This is a genomic window from Oceanobacillus sp. CF4.6, from assembly GCF_051262635.1.
GTDB lineage: Bacteria > Bacillota > Bacilli > Bacillales > Amphibacillaceae > Oceanobacillus.
On record NZ_JBIMEX010000018.1, the window covers coordinates 41,858 to 64,109 of the forward strand.

General features: G+C 38.1%; 22 protein-coding genes and 1 riboswitch. Of the genes, 9 read left to right on the forward strand and 13 right to left on the reverse strand.

Annotation, left to right across the window (positions count from 1 at the left end):
• Window positions 1–165: 165 nt before the first annotated feature.
• Window positions 166–1,524 carry a branched-chain amino acid transport system II carrier protein gene (brnQ, locus tag ACHABU_RS19705; RefSeq protein ID WP_435766668.1) on the forward strand — a complete coding sequence of 453 codons (1,359 nt, stop codon included), beginning with the start codon at window positions 166–168 and terminating at the stop codon, window positions 1,522–1,524.
• Between the two features lie 913 nt (window positions 1,525–2,437).
• On the opposite strand, the gene ACHABU_RS19710 is transcribed toward brnQ, so the two are convergent.
• The 4 genes from ACHABU_RS19710 to ACHABU_RS19725 form a co-directional block, all read right to left on the reverse strand.
• On the reverse strand, window positions 2,438–3,082 hold the full coding sequence (locus ACHABU_RS19710; RefSeq protein WP_435766669.1) for a GntR family transcriptional regulator: 645 nt from the start codon (window positions 3,080–3,082) through the stop codon (window positions 2,438–2,440).
• A 299-nt stretch (window positions 3,083–3,381) separates the two neighbouring features.
• Window positions 3,382–3,948, reverse strand: coding sequence for a 5' nucleotidase, NT5C type (locus ACHABU_RS19715; RefSeq protein WP_435766670.1), 567 nt, complete (start codon window positions 3,946–3,948; stop codon window positions 3,382–3,384).
• A gap of 22 nt (window positions 3,949–3,970) precedes the next feature.
• Entirely contained in the window at window positions 3,971–5,065 is a 1,095-nt protein-coding gene (gene ribD / locus ACHABU_RS19720; protein ID WP_435766671.1) for a bifunctional diaminohydroxyphosphoribosylaminopyrimidine deaminase/5-amino-6-(5-phosphoribosylamino)uracil reductase RibD, read from the reverse strand.
• On the reverse strand, window positions 5,058–5,813 hold the full coding sequence (locus ACHABU_RS19725) for a GTP cyclohydrolase II (protein WP_435766672.1): 756 nt from the start codon (window positions 5,811–5,813) through the stop codon (window positions 5,058–5,060). The genes ribD and ACHABU_RS19725 overlap by 8 nt, the downstream gene beginning before the upstream one ends.
• 229 nt (window positions 5,814–6,042) lie before the next feature.
• On the opposite strand from ACHABU_RS19725, the gene ACHABU_RS19730 reads away from it, so the two are divergent.
• The 4 genes from ACHABU_RS19730 (at window position 6,043) to ACHABU_RS19745 (ending at window position 9,683) form a co-directional block, all read left to right on the forward strand.
• Entirely contained in the window at window positions 6,043–6,771 is a 729-nt protein-coding gene (locus tag ACHABU_RS19730; protein WP_435766673.1) for an EcsC family protein, read from the forward strand.
• Between the two features lie 164 nt (window positions 6,772–6,935).
• A complete protein-coding gene (locus ACHABU_RS19735) occupies window positions 6,936–7,853 on the forward strand; it encodes an ABC transporter ATP-binding protein (protein ID WP_435766674.1) in 918 nt (305 codons plus the stop codon).
• Complete coding sequence (locus ACHABU_RS19740; protein ID WP_435766675.1) at window positions 7,853–9,454, forward strand: ABC transporter permease; 1,602 nt, start codon at window positions 7,853–7,855, stop codon at window positions 9,452–9,454. Before ACHABU_RS19735 ends, ACHABU_RS19740 begins: the two co-directional genes overlap by 1 nt.
• A 49-nt stretch (window positions 9,455–9,503) precedes the next feature.
• Window positions 9,504–9,683 carry a hypothetical protein gene (locus tag ACHABU_RS19745; protein WP_435766698.1) on the forward strand — a complete coding sequence of 60 codons (180 nt, stop codon included), beginning with the start codon at window positions 9,504–9,506 and terminating at the stop codon, window positions 9,681–9,683.
• Window positions 9,684–9,748: 65 nt separating this feature from the next.
• On the opposite strand, the gene ACHABU_RS19750 is transcribed toward ACHABU_RS19745, so the two are convergent.
• A complete protein-coding gene (locus tag ACHABU_RS19750; RefSeq protein WP_435766676.1) occupies window positions 9,749–11,362 on the reverse strand; it encodes a catalase in 1,614 nt (537 codons plus the stop codon).
• Between the two features lie 224 nt (window positions 11,363–11,586).
• Between ACHABU_RS19750 and yfkAB the strand changes: the two genes are divergently transcribed.
• Window positions 11,587–12,699, forward strand: a complete 1,113-nt coding sequence (yfkAB, locus tag ACHABU_RS19755) for a radical SAM/CxCxxxxC motif protein YfkAB (protein ID WP_435766697.1) — start codon at window positions 11,587–11,589, stop codon at window positions 12,697–12,699.
• 241 nt (window positions 12,700–12,940) lie between these two features.
• Window positions 12,941–13,849, forward strand: coding sequence for a homoserine O-acetyltransferase MetA (metA, locus tag ACHABU_RS19760; RefSeq protein WP_435766677.1), 909 nt, complete (start codon window positions 12,941–12,943; stop codon window positions 13,847–13,849).
• Window positions 13,850–13,935: 86 nt separating this feature from the next.
• On the opposite strand, the gene ACHABU_RS19765 is transcribed toward metA, so the two are convergent.
• Both ACHABU_RS19765 and ACHABU_RS19770 read right to left on the reverse strand, forming a co-directional pair.
• Complete coding sequence (locus tag ACHABU_RS19765) at window positions 13,936–14,703, reverse strand: DUF3891 family protein (RefSeq protein WP_435766678.1); 768 nt, start codon at window positions 14,701–14,703, stop codon at window positions 13,936–13,938.
• A 111-nt stretch (window positions 14,704–14,814) separates the two neighbouring features.
• Window positions 14,815–15,300: a QueT transporter family protein gene (locus ACHABU_RS19770; RefSeq protein ID WP_435766679.1), complete on the reverse strand. Its 486-nt coding sequence runs from the start codon at window positions 15,298–15,300 to the stop codon at window positions 14,815–14,817.
• 7 nt (window positions 15,301–15,307) lie between these two features.
• Window positions 15,308–15,352: riboswitch (PreQ1 riboswitch) on the reverse strand.
• A 163-nt stretch (window positions 15,353–15,515) separates the two neighbouring features.
• Here ACHABU_RS19770 and ACHABU_RS19775 point away from each other — a divergent pair.
• Together ACHABU_RS19775 and ACHABU_RS19780 are read left to right on the forward strand one after the other, a co-directional pair.
• Window positions 15,516–16,376: a VOC family protein gene (locus ACHABU_RS19775; protein WP_435766680.1), complete on the forward strand. Its 861-nt coding sequence runs from the start codon at window positions 15,516–15,518 to the stop codon at window positions 16,374–16,376.
• Between the two features lie 153 nt (window positions 16,377–16,529).
• Entirely contained in the window at window positions 16,530–17,483 is a 954-nt protein-coding gene (locus ACHABU_RS19780) for a calcium/sodium antiporter (RefSeq protein WP_435766681.1), read from the forward strand.
• 44 nt (window positions 17,484–17,527) lie between these two features.
• Here the strand turns inward: ACHABU_RS19780 and ACHABU_RS19785 are convergent, their stop codons facing one another.
• The 6 genes from ACHABU_RS19785 to ACHABU_RS19810 form a co-directional block, all read right to left on the reverse strand.
• Window positions 17,528–18,127, reverse strand: coding sequence for an alpha/beta hydrolase (locus ACHABU_RS19785; RefSeq protein ID WP_435766682.1), 600 nt, complete (start codon window positions 18,125–18,127; stop codon window positions 17,528–17,530).
• 15 nt (window positions 18,128–18,142) lie between these two features.
• A complete protein-coding gene (locus ACHABU_RS19790) occupies window positions 18,143–18,751 on the reverse strand; it encodes a flavin reductase family protein (protein ID WP_435766683.1) in 609 nt (202 codons plus the stop codon).
• A 26-nt stretch (window positions 18,752–18,777) separates the two neighbouring features.
• Entirely contained in the window at window positions 18,778–19,716 is a 939-nt protein-coding gene (locus ACHABU_RS19795) for a ring-cleaving dioxygenase (protein WP_435766684.1), read from the reverse strand.
• Complete coding sequence (locus ACHABU_RS19800) at window positions 19,713–20,147, reverse strand: MarR family winged helix-turn-helix transcriptional regulator (RefSeq protein ID WP_435766685.1); 435 nt, start codon at window positions 20,145–20,147, stop codon at window positions 19,713–19,715. The genes ACHABU_RS19795 and ACHABU_RS19800 overlap by 4 nt, the downstream gene beginning before the upstream one ends.
• 227 nt (window positions 20,148–20,374) lie before the next feature.
• The gene (locus tag ACHABU_RS19805; protein WP_435766686.1) at window positions 20,375–21,127 is read right to left on the reverse strand and encodes an ABC transporter permease; all 753 of its coding nucleotides are present in this window, start codon (window positions 21,125–21,127) and stop codon (window positions 20,375–20,377) included.
• Window positions 21,124–21,858: an ABC transporter ATP-binding protein gene (locus tag ACHABU_RS19810; RefSeq protein WP_435766687.1), complete on the reverse strand. Its 735-nt coding sequence runs from the start codon at window positions 21,856–21,858 to the stop codon at window positions 21,124–21,126. Before ACHABU_RS19810 ends, ACHABU_RS19805 begins: the two co-directional genes overlap by 4 nt.
• Window positions 21,859–22,252: the final 394 nt, after the last annotated feature.

Here is a 22,252-nt window from a genome sequence, read left to right on the forward strand (position 1 = left end):
AATGCTTTGTTTAATTTACGAAAATTGTCACATAAATTTCCTGCGATATATTGCATTTTGTTGAAAAAGGTAGTATGATATCTTCATTGAGACATTATACACAGCTCGCTAAATATTTTGAAAATTTAATAAAGTATTTGAGCTTACAACAAGGGGGAACAACTTATGAAGGACAAGCTACCTTTTTCTTCTTATATGGCAATCGGATTTATGTTATTTGCATTATTCTTTGGAGCGGGCAATTTAATTTTCCCTGCTCAATTAGGTCAAAACGCAGGAACCAATTTATGGCCAGCGGCATTTGGGTTTTTAATTACTGGTGTAGGACTTCCATTACTTGGGATTTTGGCAATGGGCTTCTCAGGCAGTCGAAACTTGCAGGAGCTTGCAAGCAGGGTGCATCCGATATATGGCATCTTTTTCACTGCATTGCTTTATCTGACAATTGGACCGTTCTTCGCTGCTCCTAGGACTGGAACAGTAGCGTTCGAAGTAGGGATCGCTCCATTTGTGAGTGAGGGGTCACAACAAACGGTATTGCTTATTTTTACCATTATCTTTTTTGCCATTGCTCTTTTATTCTCCTTATTTCCAGCGAAAATCGTTGATAACGTAGGTAAATTATTGGCACCATTCCTTGTAGTATTGCTTGTAGTTCTCTTGCTGGTTGCATTATTTAATCCAATGGGTTCGATTCAGGCACCACAAGAAGCATATCAAAGTGGAGCATTTATGGGCGGATTCCTAGAAGGATATAATACGATGGATGCATTGGCTTCCCTTGTATTTGGTATTATCGTTATAAATGTCATACGGTCGCTGGGGGTTACTTCTAAAGGAGAAATTCTTAGGGCAACAGCTAAGTCAGGAGTTATTGCAATTTCACTTCTTGGAATTATTTATGTTGGTATTGCTTACCTAGGAGCAACAAGTACTAGTGTTCTAGGTTTATTTGATACAGGTGGCCCGGTACTGAGTGGTGCGGCATCCCATTACTTTGGAATGTTTGGATCAATCATGATGGCTATTGTCATAACATTGGCCTGTTTAACAACAGCAATCGGGTTAATTACAGCAAATGCTGAATATTTCCATACACTATTTCCAAAAATAAGCTATAAAGTGTTAGTTGTGTTTTTCTCCACATTAACGTTTGTAATTGCAAACTTTGGATTGGCAAATATTATTACTTATTCGATACCGGTATTAATGTTCCTATATCCATTAGCAATCGTACTCATGTTGCTTACATTTATTTCTCCGTTGTTTAATCATGCGAGAGTTGTTTATGTTGCAACCACTGCAGTTACATTCTTGATTAGTATTTTTGATGGTTTGAAAGCATTATGTGATTCACTTGGTATAGATTACTTTAGCTGGATGAAACCAGTAGTGTCCTTCTATGAACAGGTCCTTCCATTCTATGATCAGGGCCTTGGCTGGTTGCTGCCGGCATTAATTGTAATCTTAATTACAGGACTAGCCTCAAAATTGCAGAAAGTAAGTAGTGCTCAGGAAGCATAAAAAAGCACATGAACGAAAAACCTCTTATACAGAGGAAAACAGGTTTTTTCATTACTGAACTTTCGCAGCAATAAAATAGGTTCAAATAGGTAACTGGGGTAAACTTAGGATGTTTCTACTAATCATCTCTCCTTGCTAAACTTGGTAAAAATAAGGCTGTTTACGTAATGTTTATTGCTTTTTAATCATCGCAGAGTTGAGATAAAATACGAACTAGGATAAGTTACTTCGGCGACCGCTCTGGGGAAATATACGAAGACTCCAGCGGGAGGAAAGGCATCGGTGAGACCCCGCAGTGCGAAGCACGAGGAGGGCTCACCAGCCGCCCGCGGAAAGCGAAGTATATTTCCCCAGAGTTGGTTTTAAGCTTACAAACTGATAACTGCATTAGTGATTTATAAAATTCAAATCACCGAGCTTCACCAGTCCGGGTGAGCGGCGGGCGGTGACTCCTGCGGGAACAGCACGTGTCCGAAGACCAGAAGAGTGGTTTTCTCTTCGGGGCTGAGGCCGTGCCCGCGGAAAGCATCCGCCCAGAGCGATCCCGGACGGCGGGATAAGCAGTTACTTCGCAGTTTATAGAAAATGCGATGAAAAAAAGAGCTTTGGAATCTCGATGTATCCGGAACTGATTAGTGCAAACAGTTCATCCAAAGTTAACTTGAGCAGTTTATCACGAGCCTTCCTAATTCTATCAAGGATAATTTATCCATTTCGAAAGTTGAGTTCATTATATTAGAAAGTATAGTTTTTTTTACTCTATAAAGTTTTCGGGAAGGGTAAGCCCGTCGCAATTCCAGAGTTTAAACTGTGATGGACTGATCGTTATCGCCGTAATCTACATCAATATCAATTCAATACGCTCCCAAAAAGTTTTCTTTATCTCAGGCGAATGACTGTTCGACAATTGCCTTTAGAACATCGTAATATTACGTAGCCAGTTTTCTTTCATAACGGATGAAAGGGTTGTTGATTCACCGTTTTTCATCAGTTCGATAATTTCCCAGTGTTCATCAACCGACTTTTCAGTCAGTACAATGGAATTGTGATAAAATTGCCTTCTTACATGTGCCTGTAAAGCTTCTAAGATGCTGTCTATGTATGGATTATTTGCTGTAGCGACTATTATTTTATGAAATTGTTCATCAATTTTTAAAGCAGAATAATAATTTTCTGATTGGATGGCATCGGCAAACCGTTCATTTGTTTGCTTTAGTTGTTTCAAAGTCTCTTCATTTAATTTAGGAATGGCTAATTCTGCTGATAATGATTGTAATGCTGCTAGTGGAGGCAGAAGTTGTTTAATAGATTCCTTCTCTACTTCTGTTACTTGTGTAGCTTTTCCTGGGTACATTTTTACAAACCCTTGAGACTCCAGTAACTGCAAGGATTCACGGATGGGTGTTCTGCTGACACCTAATGCATTGGCAAGTTCGGTATCGTTTAATTTCTCTCCTGGAAGTAACGTTCCATCTATAATCCACTGCTGAATTTGGTTGTATGCGTTTTCTTTTGCTGATAAGCGAATTGGTTTTAAATGATCAGTTGGTATTGGCAATATAATTCACACCTTCCTGGAAAATGATAAAACTCCTACTAGGAGTATACATGAAATTGCTTTCAATTGGAATATGCAATATATCACAATAGTGATATTTTGGAAGTGTCTGTAAAAACCTGGGAAGTTTGAGGTGTAATTATGAAACGTGTCGGTTAATGGAAAAGGGACTTTGATAATTGTCTAGGACTGCGGAGTTCCAATTTATTTTGGGATGAGTATTCGTAGTTCAACCTTAAAAAAAGTCATGAAAAAAAGATATACCGTTGAGAAATCCGGAATATCTTTTCTATCAATGTTTACTCTGTTATATCCTTTAAAAAGTCCGACCAGCCTTCAATCCTTGGAATGTTTTGTAAGTGCCGATTATAAGCTTGGTCTTTCACATATAATTTGGTTGAGCCCGCTAGAAGCGTTTGGAGAACAGCGGGTTTATCATCCACATAGTAATCAAGCTTCAATTTTTGTATGGTATATATCTTTTCTTCGTCCTTCATACCGTAGAAAAAGTGGTTATCCTGTACCGGGAATCCTTGTTCTTTTAACCACTCTTTTGATCTTTCTCCATGTTCTTTGGGGCGTGCTGTAATATAGTAAATCTCATGCCCTTCTTTCTCAAGTGCTTGTAAAGTTTCAACCGCACCAGGGAAAGGAGGACAGGATGTATAATAGATTTCTTCCAGGGAGCTGTTCCACATTTCATTCCCTTGTTCATCTGACATACCAAAAGCTTCATGTATCTCGACCCGCTTTATATTGCTAAAAACTTCGATGTCGATCGCTTTCTTTAATTTTTCATTATAAATATGAAATGCATGTTCTCTCAAATTAATTAGTGTGTCATCAATATCAAATCCAAATTTCATAAATAACCCCTCAGGTATCGTATTAATTATGATAGCTCGGATAACCGACAAACTTGAAGTCTGGTCCAATCCGGCTTATATCTGTATGTTCCAAATCAATGGCATCTTTCATCAAGTCAATACCTGCACCTTCAAGAAACGTAGGTGCGTCTTTCCCGCCAATTAATTTCGGTGCAAAATAAAGGACTACTTTGTCAATCAGTTTATTTTTGAGGAACGAAGCATTTATATTCCCGCCACCTTCGATTAACAGGGAGGAAATGCCTTTTTCCCCTAGCTGTGTGACCACATCAACCGGATCTGTATGTAGGGTCCCGCTAGTTTCCAATACAGTTATGTTCCGAGCTTCCAGTGCCTTTCTTTTTTCTTTATCATAGTCTTTACAAGTAAAGATTATTGTTTCTGCTTGGGTATCAGTAATAACCTGTGATTCTAAAGGAATTCTTAACTTGGAATCCATAATGATGCGAATAGGATTTCGACCATTCGGAATTCGGGTCGTTAATGCTGGATCATCTTTTAATACTGTATTTATTCCAACAAGAATTGCCATGTTTTCATTTCTTAATTGATGAACATCCTGTCTTGCTTCCTCTGATGTAATCCATTTGCTGTTAGAAGTATGGGTTGCAACTTTTCCGTCTAATGTAATTCCTGATTTTAATGTAATAAACGGCTTCTTTGTCACAATATGTTTATTAAATACTTCATTCATTTTTTGGGATTCATTTTCCAGTACCCCGGTAACGACCTCGATACCTGCATCTTGTAATATATTAACTCCATTACCGGCTACAATTGGATTTGGATCCAGGGTGGCAATAATCACCTTTTTAATACCTGCTTCTGCGATTGCTACAGCACATGGACCTGTTCTACCGTGATGAGAGCATGGTTCAAGCGTGACATAGATTGTCCCACCTTTTGCATTTTCACCAGCCATCCGTAATGCATGAATTTCCGCATGCGGCTCACCAGCCTTTAAGTGGGTACCTATACCAACGATTCGATTATCGTTAACAACAACCGAACCAACGAGAGGGTTAGGATCTGTTTGCCCCTTCATTGCTTGTGCATTTTTTAATGCGAGATCCATATAGAACTCATCATTAATCATTGGAGCAAGTCCTTTCTTCTTCTAAATGTCCCGATTTTATTACTTTCGTTTGCAGGTATTTTTCGTTGTACTCAGAGACATCCCCCCATAAAGGTGTGCGTCCTGCAACAAGCATCCCTGAGTTTACCAATGCTTCCATCTTCTTCGGATTATTAGTAATTAACGTTACAGGTTTCAGACGTAATGTTTTAAGTACTTTAATGGCATCATTGTAGTCTCTGGAATCATTGACAAATCCAAGACTTTCATTTGCTTCCACGGTGTCGTAACCATTCTCCTGGAGAACGTATGCCATTGCCTTACTGAATAGACCGATACCTCTACCTTCGTGATTCGCCAAGTAAAAGAGTGCTCCACTACCATGCTCTTTAATTTTCTTCATCGATTCCTTTAATTGGAAACCACAGTCACAGCGTTTACTGCCGAAAATATCTCCCGTATGGCAGATGGAATGCATACGTATTAGTGCGTCGTCCGAATTCTCGAAATCTCCATAGACAAGTACACTCGATTGTTGGAATTCAGCCAGATTGGAAGATGATAATTTTTCGATTATCTTTTCGTAGTCTTCGGTTACTTCATCATAATTCAGCCAGCAATACCATTCAAAGATGATAGTTTCTCCATATAAATTAACAGGCAGTTGAATTGGTCCAATTAAATATATAGCACGATCCTGAGATCTGATTAATCGTATTTTATCTTTCAGAACGGAAAACACTTTTGATTCAAGTTTCATTTGTACCATTTTTAAAACTCCCTTCACTTTCACCTTAGTATAATTAAAAATAGCATTATCATCAATTTTATTTTCTCGAATTAGCAAAATTATTTAATAAACTTTTAATTGTTCGTATTTTATAAAGTATAATTATGCTTTATTGGATTGATAAGTGTAGGCATTAGAGGTATGAAGGGAACTTTTCACTGGAGCTAAACGTATAATAAAATAGGTCACTAACTAGAGGGTGAATAATATGGCGGATAACTATGAATTGAAAGCCTATCAAGAAGTACAGGCATGGAGACTGAAAGTAATGAAGCAATCTGGATTGGTAAACCGATTTTCAAAAAAAGTACAAAATAAGATCAACAGCTGGATTCCGGAAAAAGCGCATAAAATAGTAACAGATAGTATTAAAAACATGGTCAAAGCTACGTTAACTGGCTCACATATGATGACGAAAAAACTACCAGAAAAAGATGTGAGTCTACGTGATAGGGACGAGCTTTTAAGAGGGAAACATACATCGTATCGGAAAACAGCGGTAATTGAAGGTGCGGGTACTGGTGCAGGTGGCTTGCTGCTTGGAGCAGCTGATTTTCCTCTGTTGTTATCCATAAAAATTAAATTTCTATTCGAAGCTGCTGCTATTTATGGGTATGACACAAGTAAGTACGAGGAGCGTTTATTTTTACTTCATATTTTTCAACTGGCTTTTTCCAGTGAAGAAAAACGGAGAGAGACATTATTTATCGTTGAAAATTGGGATGCGCAAAAAGAAAAACTCGTAGATATGGATTGGCGTGTATTCCAACAAGAATATCGCGATCATATTGATTTAATAAAGATGTTTCAGTTAATTCCTGGATTTGGAGCAATTGTCGGTGCATACGCGAACCATAATTTAATGGATCAACTTGCAGAAACGACATTGAATGTTTATCGAATGCGGGTTTTGGAAATGCAACCGAGGGACTATTAATCGTTGCCCTTTCCAATAACCCCATAAAAAAACAACTTTGTAATGTCTTCGGTCATTGGTAATATCTTTTGATAAATATCTATTTATATTATGAACTATATAATATAAAATATTTCATAAAAGGTTTATTGAAAGGATGTTTTTTTCAAAGAGGGGGAGGAAGTATGTCCGTTTTAAAAACAGTGAATTTAACAAAGAAGTTTGGAAAGTTTACTGCACTAGATGGCGTTAATATTGAAGTGGAAAAAGGAGAGGTTTTTGGTTTTATAGGGCCTAATGGTGCTGGTAAATCAACAGCTATTCGTGTATTGCTCGGTATTTTGAAGGCTACAGAAGGAAGCGTAGAGATTTTTGGTAAGGATGCATGGAGTCATGCTGTAGAAATACATAAGCGAATCGCATATGTACCCGGAGACGTAAACTTATGGCCAAACTTAACCGGTGGAGAAGTCATAGATCTGTTTGTAAAGTTGCGTGGCGCTAACAATAAAAGTAGACACGAAGATTTAATGAAGAGATTTGACTTGGATCCAACCAAAAAATGTAGAACCTATTCAAAGGGGAACAGGCAGAAGGTTGCGTTAGTAGCTGCTTTTTCATCTGATGCAGACTTGTATATATTAGATGAACCGACATCAGGGCTGGATCCTCTGATGGAAAATGTTTTTCAGGAACTTGTAATGGAAGCAAAGAGTAAGGGCAAGAGTATATTGCTTTCCAGTCATATTTTATCTGAAGTTGAAAAATTATGCGATCGGGTGGCTATTATTCGTCAAGGTAAAATGATTGAAACAGGTACACTAAGTGAGCTGCGCCATTTAACCCGTACCCATTTTGTGGTAGAGACGAAACAGCCTATTCCGTCATTGAATGAATTAAAAGGGGTACATGGGATAGAGGAGGATAATCAAACATTTTCTTTTCAAGTCGATTCTGAAGAACTGGATGAAGTGATGAAGTATATGAGTCAATTCGGGATAGTGAAATTAGAAAGTGCACCTCCAAAGTTAGAGGATTTATTTATGCGCTACTATGAAGGATCTGGAAATATTGCAGAATCAGGAGTGGGAGGTGCGGGATAATGAATCAGCTGTTTAAAAATACGGGGCGGCTTTCTCGTTTTATATTTAGAGAAAATCGCATTCGAATTCCTATTTGGTTCATTTCTTTATCTGGTATAACGATTGTCATTGCGCTTGCATTTATTGATCTGTATCAGAATGATGGTGAAAGGCAAGCAATGGCTGAAACAATGCGTAATCCTGCAATGACTGCGATGGTCGGCCAAGGTTATGGATTGGATAATTATACAGTTGGAGCTATGATGGCTCACCAGATGTTGCTTTTTACTGCTATTACCGTTGCGATTATGAGTATATTACTGGTTACACGACATACACGGGCAGAAGAAGAGGATGGACGTATCGAAATGATTCGTTCCTTGCCTTCAGGACGTCTGTCGAATCTAGCTTCTGCAATTATAGCAGTGAGCGTCACAAATGTGCTATTGGCATTGATTACCGGATTTGGAATGTATGCTTTAGGTATCGAGAGCATGGACTTGGAGGGCTCCCTCTTGTATGGAGCATCTTTGGGGGCCACTGGTATTTTATTCACTTCTTTGACAGCAGTCTTTGCCCAACTCTCTGAAAGCTCCAGAGGAACGATAAGCCTTTCTCTTACTGTATTGGGTCTTGCATATCTTATTCGAGCTATTGGTGATGTTGGAAACGAAACCCTCTCCTGGTTTTCACCTTTAGGTTGGACGTTAGGTACAGAAGTTTATGTAAATAATTATTGGTGGCCCGTATTATTGTTGCTCGTCGTATCATTTGTTTTAACTATTCTTGCTTTCTATTTAAATGCAATACGAGATTTAAATTCTGGATTTTTACCATCGAAAGCCGGAAGGAGAAATGCTTCTGTATTTTTACAAAGCCCAATCGGGTTGAGCTTTCGACTTCAGCGGACAACTATTTTTGCCTGGGCTGTAGGGATGTTTGCGATAGGTATTTCCTATGGATCTGTTCTAGGTGATTTAGAATCGTTTATGGAAGATATTGAAATGATGCAGCAATTAGTAAAGCCAGTAGAAGGGTTTTCGTTAACGGAGCAGTTCATTACGATGTTAATGGCAATTATGTCTATGATTAGTACAGTTCCTGCTTTAATGGTTGCTATGAAGATAAAGAGCGAGGAAAATAAAAATCGAACAGAACATTTATTAACCCGTTCCGTATCTCGTAGACGACTAATGGGAAGTTATTACATCCTATCGGTTGCTACAAGTTTTATTATGCAATTTCTGGCTGTATTTGGCCTTTGGTTGGCGGGTTCAGCAGTAATGGAAGAACAAATTACTTTTGGTACCATGTTTAGTGCTGGGATGGTTTATCTGCCTGCAATCTGGGTGATGATTGGTGTTGCAGTATTACTTGTTGGTTTTGCACCAAAATTCACAGGGTTACTATGGTTGTATTTAATTTATTCCTTCATTGTCGTTTATTTAGGGGATTTGCTGCAATTTCCGGCATGGCTAAGTAACCTATCTGCCTTTGGTCATGTTCCACAAATACCTGTGGAAGATATGGACTTTTTAAGTGTGACCATATTGATGATCATTGCAATTAGTGTATCAGTTGCAGGATTTGTTGGTTACAATAGAAGGGATATTGCTGGTTAAGCCTATTCCTTTTTTTGATAATGAAAACATTAATGACAGGAGTTCTAGTATGGAAAAGAAGCAAAAAGAAGGCTTAAAACCATTTATATCCCTAGTTTTATCAACAATTGTTGATTCAGATAAAATTATTTTTATTGAGGAAGGAAAATTGACAGGGCAGGGGACACACCAGGAGTTAGTTGAAACACATGAGTTATATCGTAAGTTTGCCGAACAGCAGTTGACATAGGTCGGCATTAAACAAACGTTTGATCAATAAATATAACACCAAAAAAAGAAGCCAATTGGCTCCTTTTAATAAGGTTCTGCGTCGTGACCTTTTTCAACTGCTTCTTCAGGTGCTTTTTCTGCATCTTTAGCTCCTAGTGGGTTCTGGCTTGTCCCGTCCTTATCCATCATTTTGCTTGCCTTCTCCAACCCTTCACGCAATCTGCGGCCGTATTCTTCATCAGCTTTTTCCGCAAGAGCGATCATCTTATCCTGAATACGCTGATCACATTCAGATAAATCGCCAACAAGGTTGGAAATCAACTCATCTTTTTCCCAGTCTTTAAACATGCGGTATGTTTCACCAGCTTGTTTTGTATTATTATTTCGATCAATGGATTCCCGTACAAGTTTACCTTCTACTTGTGGTGTATGGTCCGAACCATTCTGTTCTGCTTCTTTCAGCCCACCAAGTACGGAAGGTTCATAGTTCACATGTGGATTTTGACCAGGTGCTTTATCATTTTCATAACGTAATTGCCCACCTTCCTGATTCGTGGCAACGCGTTTCTTAGCAGCATTAATCGGCAACTGCAAGTAGTTTGCACCTACGCGATACCGTTGCGTATCAGAATAGGAGAAAGTTCTGCCCTGGAGCATCTTATCATCGGAAAAGTCAAGACCGTCCACGAGAACTCCAGTACCAAACGACGCCTGTTCTACTTCATTAAAATAATTTTCTGGGTTCTTATTCAATACCATTTTCCCAACAGGTAGCCATGGGAATTGGTCCTCTGGCCAGAGTTTTGTATCATCAAGTGGATCGAAATCCAATTCAGGATGCTCATCATCACTCATAATTTGTACAAATAGTTCCCACTCCGGATAATCACCTTTCTCAATCGAATCATATAAATCTTGTGTAGCATGGTTAAAGTTTTTACCTTGTATTTCTTCTGCTTCTTTCATTGTTAGATTTTTAATTCCTTGTTTTGGTTCCCAGTGATATTTAACAAGTACAGCTTCTCCCGCACTGTTAACCCATCTATACGTGTTTACTCCGGATCCTTGCATCATTCGGTAGTTTGCAGGAATTCCCCAAGGCGAGTAGATGAATGTAACCATATGAAAAGATTCTGGAGAATTGGAACAAAAATCAAAGAAACGCTCACTATCCTGAATATTTGTTACTGGATCAGGTCGGAATGCATGAATCATATCAGGAAATTTCATGGCGTCGCGAATGAAAAATATTTTAATATTGTTACCAACTAAGTCCCAGTTACCATCTTCTGTGTAAAATTTAACTGCAAAACCACGAGGATCCCTTACCGTTTCAGGGGAGTGCATGCCGTGTACTACCGTTGAAAACCTTACAAAAACAGGAGTTTGTTTTCCCTTATCTTGAAATACTTTTGCCCTTGTATATTTTGAGACCGGATCTTCACCAACTGTTCCATAAGTCTCAAAATAACCATGCGCTCCAGCTCCACGTGCATGCACAATTCGCTCAGGAACTTTTTCTCTATCAAAATGACTGATTTTTTCAATGAAATCATAGTTCTCAAGCGTAGCGGGGCCACGATTGCCGACAGTTCTTATGTTTTGATTATTTGTAACGGGGTGCCCCTGTCTGGTGGTTAACGTATCGTCATTTTCAACATTTCCGGATGTATTCTGTTTTGATGGATCTTTAGTCATTCGTTCTCCTCTTTTCCATTTAGATTTTCGGCTGTAGCCAAATGAAAACTCATATTAACTATAATTACCATGGAAGACTGAAAGTAATCGCGTTATATAAAAATAATCACTCGATAAAAACGTTATTTCCATATCCAGTGATTTAAGTTTTAAGAAGTGGTGAGTAAAGGTAACTAAAAATGTTAATATAAGGAATATAGAGAAAGGAAGATGGATCAGTGAATATGAAAGAGAAGACTATAATTCCTGCCAATGATCCATGGGAAGCATACATGGACGTGGAACAACATGGAGAGATGACCTTATCCAATATTGAATTTACGACTACATACATGTGTAATATGCGATGTGCTCATTGTGCTGTTGGTTACACATTGCAAAATATGGACCCTGAAGCGCTGCCGATGGAGATTATTCAACGAAGACTGGATGAAATCCCCCATCTCCGCACACTAAGTATTACTGGTGGGGAGCCGATGATGAATAAAAAATCAGTAAGGGAATATGTGCTTCCATTGTTGAAATATGCTCATGGCAGGGGAGTGAAAACACAAATAAATTCTAACCTGACATTACCATATAGTCGCTATGAAGAGATTATTCCATATTTGGATGTCCTACATATTTCCCATAACTGGGGAACAGAGGAGGAATTTGCAGAAACAGGATTTGCGCTGATGGAACGTAAGCCTTCTGAAGAGAACCGCAAAAAATATTATGAGCGGATGGTAGAGAACTCCCAGCTTCTTGCTCAAGAAGGGGTAATGGTATCAGCAGAAACGATGCTTAATAAGCGTACATTTCCATATCTCGAAAAAATTCATGATCATGTTGTCGAAATGGGTTGTGCACGACACGAGATTCACCCGATGTACCCCGTTGATTTTGCCAGCAATCTGGAAATACTCAGTCTGGATGAAATGCGAACAGGAATTCAACGTCTGTTGGATCACCGTAATGAAAATTTGTGGATGTTGTTTGGCACACTTCCATTTTATGCGTGTAGTTCTTCTAAGGAAGAATTAGAGCTTTTAAAACGCTTGTATAAAGAGAGGAATGTGACCATTAGAAATGACCCGGATGGCCGCTCGCGTCTCAATGTAAATATTTTCACGGGCGAAGTAATTGTAACGGATTTTGCTGATGAGCCTTCACTTGGTAATATTCAAACAACGTCTTTACTGGATTCCTATGCAACATGGTTGAAAACAAATACCGCAAAAAGCCTGAACTGTCACTGTCCTGCAGTTAAATGCCTGGGGCCAAATGTTTTAGTAAAGAATGCATACTATCCAAATGTTGATTTCGAAAAGAGAAGTGCCAATATTAGTGTATAATTATATTTCAGTCAAGGCGCATATACAGTAAAAGCCAAGGAAAAGGAATGTTAGTAATTAAAAGAAGAGGGGATTAAAAACAAAATCTAGCAACAAATTGATTATCCTTTGACATATGGACCCTTTCTTCTGATAAACTAATAGTATTATCTGAAAAATTCATTACATTCGTATTGACAATTATTTGAATATCTAATAGATTTTGATACAACTAGGAATGTCTAAGAAGGGGGCTTTTTATATGCCGATAAGAATACCAGCTCAACTACCTGCAAAGGAAATTCTTGAAAAGGAAAATATATTTGTGATGGAGGAAGAACGTGCCACGATGCAGGATATTCGTCCATTAAATATATTAATCTTAAATTTGATGCCTGAAAAGGAAAAGGCGGAAGCCCAGCTGCTTCGATTTCTAGGGAATACACCTATCCAGGTAAATATATCTTTTTTAAGGATGACAACACATAATTCGAAAAATACAAGTAAGCTTCATTTAGACACTTTCTATCAGTCGTTTTCTGAGGTAAATAAAAAGAAATTCGATGGAATGATTATTACGGGTTCTCCTGTAGAACTTATTCCATTTGAAGAAGTCGATTATTGGAAAGAACTACAGGATATAATGGACTGGTCCCAAGAAAACGTAACTTCAACTTTACATATATGCTGGGGTGCACAGGCTGCATTTTACCATCATTATGGATTAAATAAATATGAACTGCCTAAAAAATGTTTTGGTATATATGAACATGAAGTATTACTGCCTAATGAAAATCTTGTTCGCGGGTTTGATGACCATTTCCTTGCACCACATTCTAGATACACCGATATTGAGTATGAGCGGATAAGGAATCATCCGGAACTTCAAGTTTTGGCTCATTCCGATCAAGCTGGAGTTTTTCTTGCTGGATCCAAAGATGGTAAAAATATAATGGCTACCGGTCATTTAGAATATGACGCTACAACGTTGGCGGAGGAATATCAACGGGATCATGAACGAGGTATTAAAACACAAATACCGGAGAACTATTTCCCTGATGATGACCCGGAAAAGGCACCATTATATCGATGGAAAAGCCATTGCAGTCTGTTGTTTTCGAATTGGCTCAATTACTATGTATACCAGGCAACTCCCTATGAATGGGATTGATTTCTGAAAAAGTATGAAAAAGCTGAACTTCCGCGTGTATAGGTAGTTCAGCTTTTCTTGTACATGATTACTTTATAAGCAGGAAATTACTCCGGCAAAATGGTGATTGGTAATTCCTCAAATGAAGCCTCTTCATAACTTTCAATTAATCCTTTCGTAGCGATCGTATCTTTTGCAATAACCTTTTGTTTTATAGTAACTTCAATTGGCCCTTCAAACGGAAAGTCATTCATCACTACGGTATGACCATTTAGCCATCGAAGTTGTATTTTCTGTTTACAGAATTCATGGAGAGTGGTGTTGGTTGGGATCCCTTTTTTAAAAAAAGAATGTTCATTTTGTTTTTCAGCACCTGGCTCATTCATACAAATATATAATGAAAGGTTATCTGCAAGCTGGAGAAGACTATAATGAAATTCAAACAAACGTTTGTTGAATTTGTTTCGTGTGTCAATTATCGTTTGTTGACGCATTTCCTCATACGTGACAAATGCCTGTGCTTCGAGCGAAGTATTGTTCAATAAAAACCGTTTATAATGCTCGCTACAAAGCATTCCTGCATAGGAATCTACTTTTTGTACTTCATCTATACCATGTTTATATAGAATGATTTTGGGTAGGTTAGGAAAATCGAAAAAGGAAAATGGTACCTTTTCTTTATCGTTCAAAAAGGGTTGCTTATCAAACTCCTTCCAACCATGATCATGCTGATATGCTGCGTATTCAACCGATTCACGAAGTTCAATACCATGAAAATAATCCGATTTCCACTGCTTCAAAATATCTCCTGAGATTTGGGCGTGGTGATCCTGCTGAATTAATACAAAATGTTGGTCATGTTCTCTGACAATCATTTAAACTCCATCCTTTCCGGTGTGGAATGTACTATCAGTATAAGCAATGTAGTCGAGTAGACAAAATAAAAACTTCATCATCCGCAAAATTAAAACGAATGATGAAGTAATTTAAATTAGTTTATTAAAATGTAATCTTTTATTTAGAGCATAAATTATTGGAATACCGATTGCCAGCACAACAAATTCGCCAATAGCTGTAGTAAGCCATGTAAATAGGAATGGTAGAGCTAATGCCAGATTCAATTCAAATGCAATAATAAACATATTGAATGTGAAGACGATTGTATTTGCAACAAGAAGTACCCAAATGTTTTTTATATATTTTGCAAGTAAGATGATAATACCCAATGAGATAGCTGAATGGGCAACTCCGAAGACCAAATCATACCACCCTAATGGGGAGAATAAAAGATTATATAAAAATACACCTAGTACAATTCCGAAGAAGTAACGTTTATCAAACACGATCAGGTGATTGAATACTTCGGAAATGCGGAATTGAATATTTGTAAACCCAAAAGGTATAATAAGTGCAGATACAGCAATATACAATGCAGCCAATAAACCATTTATTACAAGTGTTCTTACGGTCATCGTAAATCTCTCCTTAGTTTTTTATCGTGGGATGGTTACGAACCACGTAAAGCAATGCAAGTTAGTATAATACAAAAACAGATAAAAGAAAAGCCTTTTTATTCACTTCTTACTATTTTTAATAAAGGTAATTTGACAATAATAAAAAAAGTCATTATAATACTTACATAAAGTAACTAAGTATAAACATGTAATTAAAAGTGAGGGAGATTGCTATGGAAAAGAAATTTTTTGAACAACCGACAATATACGTAGGAGAAGTTAATATAAATGTGACAGACTTAAAGAAATCCATTACTTTTTATAAAGATTTTATGGGATTTAAAGTAATGGTAGAAGAAGAAAACAAAGCAGTTCTAACTGCGGATGGGAAAATACCATTATTAACTTTAGAACAGCCTGAAAATGCTGCACCAAAAGAGGCAAGAACGACCGGGTTATATCACTTTGCAATTCTCTTACCAACTCGCGGAGATTTATCTGCATTCCTGAAACATATTATACAGGCTTCAGGTGGCCAAATGCGTCTGGGGGCATCCGATCACTATGTCAGTGAGGCTCTATACTTTGATGACCCAGATGGAAACGGCATTGAGATTGCTCATGACCGTGATTCTTCTGAATGGAATTGGTCTGATAATCAAGTATCCATGGCAACAGTGGCGCTAGATGGAGATGATTTACTTGCTGAAGCAGAAGAGGATTGGAAAGGGATGCCAACCGATACGGTCATTGGACATATTCATCTTCATGTTTCTGATTTAGAAAAAACAAGAGAATTCTACGTGAATGGTCTTGGGTATGACGTCGTTACGGAATTTCCAGGTGCGCTATTCACATCACATAATGGCTACCATCACCATATAGGTTTAAACGTCTGGAATGGGGTCGGTGCACCTACACCTGCTGAAAACAGCGTGGGGTTGAATTGGTTTACACTGCATTTCCCTGATGAGGATGCGCTTCATAAAACAAAAGTAAATTTGGAAAAAGTAGGAGCTTCAGTGAAAGCGGAAGAAGATTATTATGTAACGGAAGATCCTTCAGGAAATGCGATTCAGCTAAAACTAAATTAATGATTAAGAAGAAGCTACTGGAATTTTATTTTCAGTAGCTTCTTCTTTAGTCATGCATAGAACGATTTTTATTATCATTTAATGAGATTTATTTTCTTATAAAGGGTAAAGTAATAGTATGTAAAAAATAATCTATAAAAGGAAGAATACAACATGGCTTACATTTTATTGATTTTAGGATTTGCTTTATTAATTAAGGGCGCGGATTGGTTTGTTGATGGTTCCTCCAATATTGCTGCATTGCTCCGTATATCACCGCTTCTTATCGGTCTTACAATTGTCGCCTTTGGTACAAGTTCTCCGGAGCTGACAGTAAGTATTTTTGCTGCATTGGATGGCAGTGCAGATGTAGCGCTGGGCAATGTGGTTGGGAGTAATATATTTAATATTACATTGGTAGTTGGTTTGACCGCATTTTTATTTCCATTAAAGGTACAGAATGAAACAATCAAAAAAGAAATACCTTTTACGTTGTTATCTACCGCTGCATTACTAATTGTTATGAGTGATGTTTTTCTTCAAGGTGAAATGAATAACTTTATTACTCGAGGCGATGGCTTGATCCTTCTCTTATTATTTGGTCTTTTCCTGATTTATGTTTTTGAAATTGCCTTAAAGGATAGGAATGCCTCAAAAGAAGAACCTTTGCCTGAAGGAATTACATGGGGAAAGAATATTCTATTCTCGTTGTTGGGGTTAGCAGCTATCATTATAGGCGGCGAATTGGTTGTATCGAATGCAACGGAAATAGCATATTCACTTGGTATGAGTGAAACATTAGTAGGTCTTACCATTGTAGCTATTGGTACCTCACTTCCTGAACTTGTGACATCCGTATCTGCAGCACTGAAAAAACAAAGTGAAATTGCGCTTGGTAATATTGTAGGAAGTAATATTTTCAATATCCTGTTTGTACTCGGTGCATCTTCCGCCATAACACCGCTTGCCGTTGATGGTAAAGTAGTTACTGACTTGTTTATTATGGTTATTCTAACAATACTATTATTAGTATTTTCTAGAACAAATTTCAAAATTGGAAAGCGAGAAGGTCTAATACTAGCTTTGGCGTACGTTGCTTACCTTATCTATATTATTATTCGAAATTAAAAATCCGATGTTCTACCCATTTAACTGGTAGAACATCGGATTCTTTAGGCTTTATACCATGCTGTTGCTGCTTGTACTTCATCCATTGTTAGTTGATGGCCTCTGTTTTCCCAATGGAGTTCTACATCGGCACCAGCATTTTCTAATAATGTTTTTAGTTCTTCGGATTCCTGTGCAGGACAAATTGGATCATTTGAACCGGCAGCAATAAATATATTTTTATCTGAGAGATTAGGTAATTCGATTCCTCTTCTTGGAACCATTGGATGATGCAAAATCGCTCCTTTTAATGCATCTGTAAAATGGAATAGTAAGCTGGCGGCAATATTCGCTCCATTTGAATAGCCGACTGCAGTAATATTGTTACGGTCAAACTCATATTTTACGGATGCTTCATCCAAAAATTCATTCAATTCTTTTGTGCGGAAGATCAAATCTTCTTCATCAAATACGCCTTCAGCCAATCGCTTGAAAAAGCGGGGCATTCCATTTTCAAGGACATTTCCGCGAACACTGAGAACATTTGCGTCCTTATCGATAATTTCTGCAAGTTGAAGAAGATCCTCTTCCGTCCCCCCTGTGCCATGCAGTAATAATAATGTTGGTGTTGATTGGTCATTTCCTTTTTTGAAAATATGTTTCATTAGCTATTCTCCTCTCTATTTGGGTCTTTCCATTGAAAAGATTTCTCCGATTTTAGCATAATTCGTACCAGCTAATCTGCTGACTGCACCGAGTTTAACGGGATCGATTCTTCCGTCTGTATACAATTCTTCTGCAACATGAAAGTGAACGACTTTACCGATTATTAAATCTGTACCGACTGTATTATCTTCACCTAATTCAAGGGCATGGTCCAAGGTGCATTCCAATCGAATTTTTGCTTCGTTGATTCCCGGAACTGCCACTGTTTCACTATTTGTAAGTGTAAGATGAGTTAGATTAATTTCACTTTCATCCGGTGCCAACGTAGCAGCCGTCTTGTTGATCTCTGCTACATTATCTTCATCAACGATGTGCACTACGAATTCTTTTGCTTTCAATATATTACGTGCTGTATCTTTTGGTTTATCATCTCTTCGCTGAACAGAGACGGCAATCGTGGGAGGATTGGAGGACACAATGTTAAAATAACTGAATGGAGCTCCATTAACAGTGCCATCTTCAGCAACGGTAGTTACAAATGCTATTGGTCGAGGTATAATACTGCCAATTAATAACTTGTAATTTTCCCGTTCCGTATTGTTAGTTGGGTTAAACGAAAGCATCCGACATTCCTCCTTAGATAATTGAATTACTGATCTAGATTTTTCACTTCAATCGGAATCAATGTTTGATTAAGCTGCTCCCGATACTGCTCATAATGTGCTGGTAATTTTAATTCAGAACCCATTGTTTCAACGGACTCATCGTGAGCAAATCCTGGTGGGTCTGTCGCGATCTCAAATAATAATTTCCCATATTCTCTGAAGTAGATGGCATTGAAGTAATTTCTATCTTTAACTTGGGTTACCCCATAGCCATTCTCACTGATATATTTTTGCCATTCAAGCTGATCTGCATCATCTTTAGCTCTCCAAGCAATATGGTGAACTGTTCCAACACCCATTTCTCCAGAACCAGTAGACGTTGTTTTAACATCGATGGTATTACCAATGTCGCCATAAGAACGAAAACGTGACATTCCATTTTCTTCACCAACTTTTTCAAGTCCCATGACCGTTTCGAGTAGTTGCATCGTTTTCTCCGGATCTTCAGATAGTAATGTAGCACCAGCAAATCCTTTAATCGCTACGTCAGGTGTAACATCTCCAATGGACCAACTATTTTCCGGACCTTCAACTCGTTCAGCAAGCTCCAAGTGGAGTCCGTGTACATCGTCAAAAGATAGATAGGTTTCTCCGAATCGTTCGGATATGTTGTATGCGATATCGAATTTCTCCAGTCTTTTTTTCCAGAAAGAAAGTGAGCCTGAAGGTACTGCATAAGAAGTCACCCCGACTTGTCCATCCCCAATTACTCCTTGTTGTGCCCCAGCCCAAGGGAAGAAGGTAATAATGGATCCAGGCCGGCCGCCTTCATTACCAAAATAAAGATGATATGTTCCGGGATCATCGAAGTTAATCGTCTTTTTGACGAGGCGCAGCCCGAGTACACTCGCATAAAAATCAACATTTTCTTGAGGATGTCCGACGATTGCAGTTATATGATGAATTCCCTCTGTTTTCTTCATTTTTTCATTCCGCCTTTGTTACCGACTTTTTTCAGAACTTCAATTAGTACCTGTTTGTCTTCTACAGTTACATCATCAAATATTTCCTCGATCACGCTTTGATGCTTTGGAAAGATATCATCCATTAATTCTTTGCCCTGGCCCGTTATTTGAATGTAGACAACGCGCCGATCCTCTGAACAATTGCTTCTTTCAAGCAACCCCTTTTTTTCCAATTTATCGATAACATATGTTATTGAACCGGTATTAATTAAGACTGCTTCGGAAATCTCTCTAATTGTTTGTCTGCCTTTATGGTATAGAGCTTCCAGAATCGTGAAATCAGAAGTCCGCATTCCGTGGCTACTGATATCCTTTTTAATGATTTCTTCGAGTGTTCTTGATGCTTTCATGAGTACGACAAAAGCTTTTAATGAAAAATTCTCACTCATTATTTATCCTCCCGTTCTGACTTTATAGGAATATATTTATTTTGAATTAAAATAGTTTTAATTAAGTATAATAATAACGAATGTTCAGTTTGATGTCAATACATAGGGGTGCTCGTATAGTAGGAATTATTTAATATAAATGAATACAAGGTGAAAGTAAGAGGCTTGTTCAGACCTGAACAAGCTCTATAGTAGGAGAATTAGGGTGTTATTTCTTTATTGTTTTCCTACCTAATCTTCAACATCTGCATTTGCTTATTGAAAAGTGTAGGATACGATAAAAATCCAAGCATAATACTTGTAACTGCTGCAGTTGTTAATAGTAGAAAGAGAATTAGCAATTGGAATTGAACCGCCTGAACAGGGTCTGCGCCTGCAATAATTTGACCACTCATCATACCAGGAAGCTGGACAAGCCCAATTGTTTTTTGGCTTTCAATTGTCGGAATCAAGCTTGCCTTAATGGAAGTAATCAGTGATGTATGGACAGCCTGCTTCGGTGTGCCACCAAGGGAGAGAATCAATTCCGTTTCATCTTGGCGTGTTTCTACTTCAGAGGTAAAACGGTTTAGGAACAAAATAGAAAGCACCATCGAATTACCGACGATCATTCCACTTATTGGAATAATATATTGAGCTGTTGCTGGAATGATATTGAAACCAAGTAATATCCCTTGTGTAAGTAATTCCACAAAAACGAATGTACCTATTAGTTTCCAAGTGATACCCCGGATCGTAGCACCTTTTTTCCTTGCATTTTGCGTAGCTGCGCCAATCATGAGTGTAATCATTAGTATGACAAAAATGGAGTTCTCAGATTCAAAAACGAATGTAAGAACATATCCAACTGCAAGGAGCTGAATAATGGAGCGTATTGTTGCAATGATTGTGTCTCTTTCTAGTCCTAGGTTCAGCGTTTTGGATAAGACAATCGGTATCAAGACAAAAATAAGGGATAAGGCCAGTGTTAGAAAGCTCATTCAATCTCCCCCTGTACAAACCGTTTGACACTGTCGTTTTGAGGATTGCTCAGGAGAGTGCTTTCTCCGGACTCCATCAACTTTCCGCTCATCATTACCCACGTATAGTTACCAATGGATATTGCCTGCTGCAGATTATGGGTAATCCAAATGATTGTTACCTCAAATTTAGTATTAATTTTCTTAATCAATTCCTCAACGTCCTGCTGGGAAACGCGATCAAGTGAAGATGTAATTTCGTCCAGCAATAGAATTTTTGGTTTGTTTACAAGTGTTCTCGCAATGGATACTTTTTGTCGTTGACCCCCAGAAAGATCTTTGACATTTCGTTGTAAATATTCGGCACCTAACCCTACATCCATTAGTAGATTTATTGCTTGTTCTTCAGGCAATTTTTCTCCCTTTAATGTTAATGGCATGGACAGGTTTTGATAGACACTTCCGCTTAGCATCGTCGCACTTTGTAGCGCCAGCCCTACTGTACGCCTAAGCTCTGTTGGCTCATACTGGTTGATATCCTTGCCATCAATTATAATCTCTCCTGTGTCTTGGGAAATCAGACCATTGCACAATCTGAAGAGTGTCGTTTTTCCTGCTCCAGATGGTCCGACTAATGTAGTGATTTTTCCTTGTGGGAAAAAACCGGTTACATCATTTATGATGGGAGTGGGGCCGTCAGAATAACTGACATGATTAAATTGCAAAGCTGCTTTATTAGTACTAGTTGTCAATTGAAATCATTCCTTGATTGTGGACAAATGGATTGGTTACTCATGTTCGTCCGTATTATTTTTGATTATGATATATTCTTCTTAGAGTTTACCAAAACGGAGGAAATGATGAAACAAATTAAGAGTGGAATGGATTTTAAAACGGTCTGGAACAAGAAGACTCTGAGGATTCCAAGCTTAGCCAGCTTAATAATAAAGAGCATGATCCATGATGGATCATGCTCTCTCCCCCAATAAAGGGGTGCGCGGAAAATTCGTATTTCAATCTAAAACCCAACAGCTTTCTCTGACGCAATCCTTACAACCCGTCATTAAAAAAATCAATTAAACGTTTGATCTACATTGAATTTCAGGGACCGTTGCAAAGAACCTTCGCAATCTGATCTCCTTACCT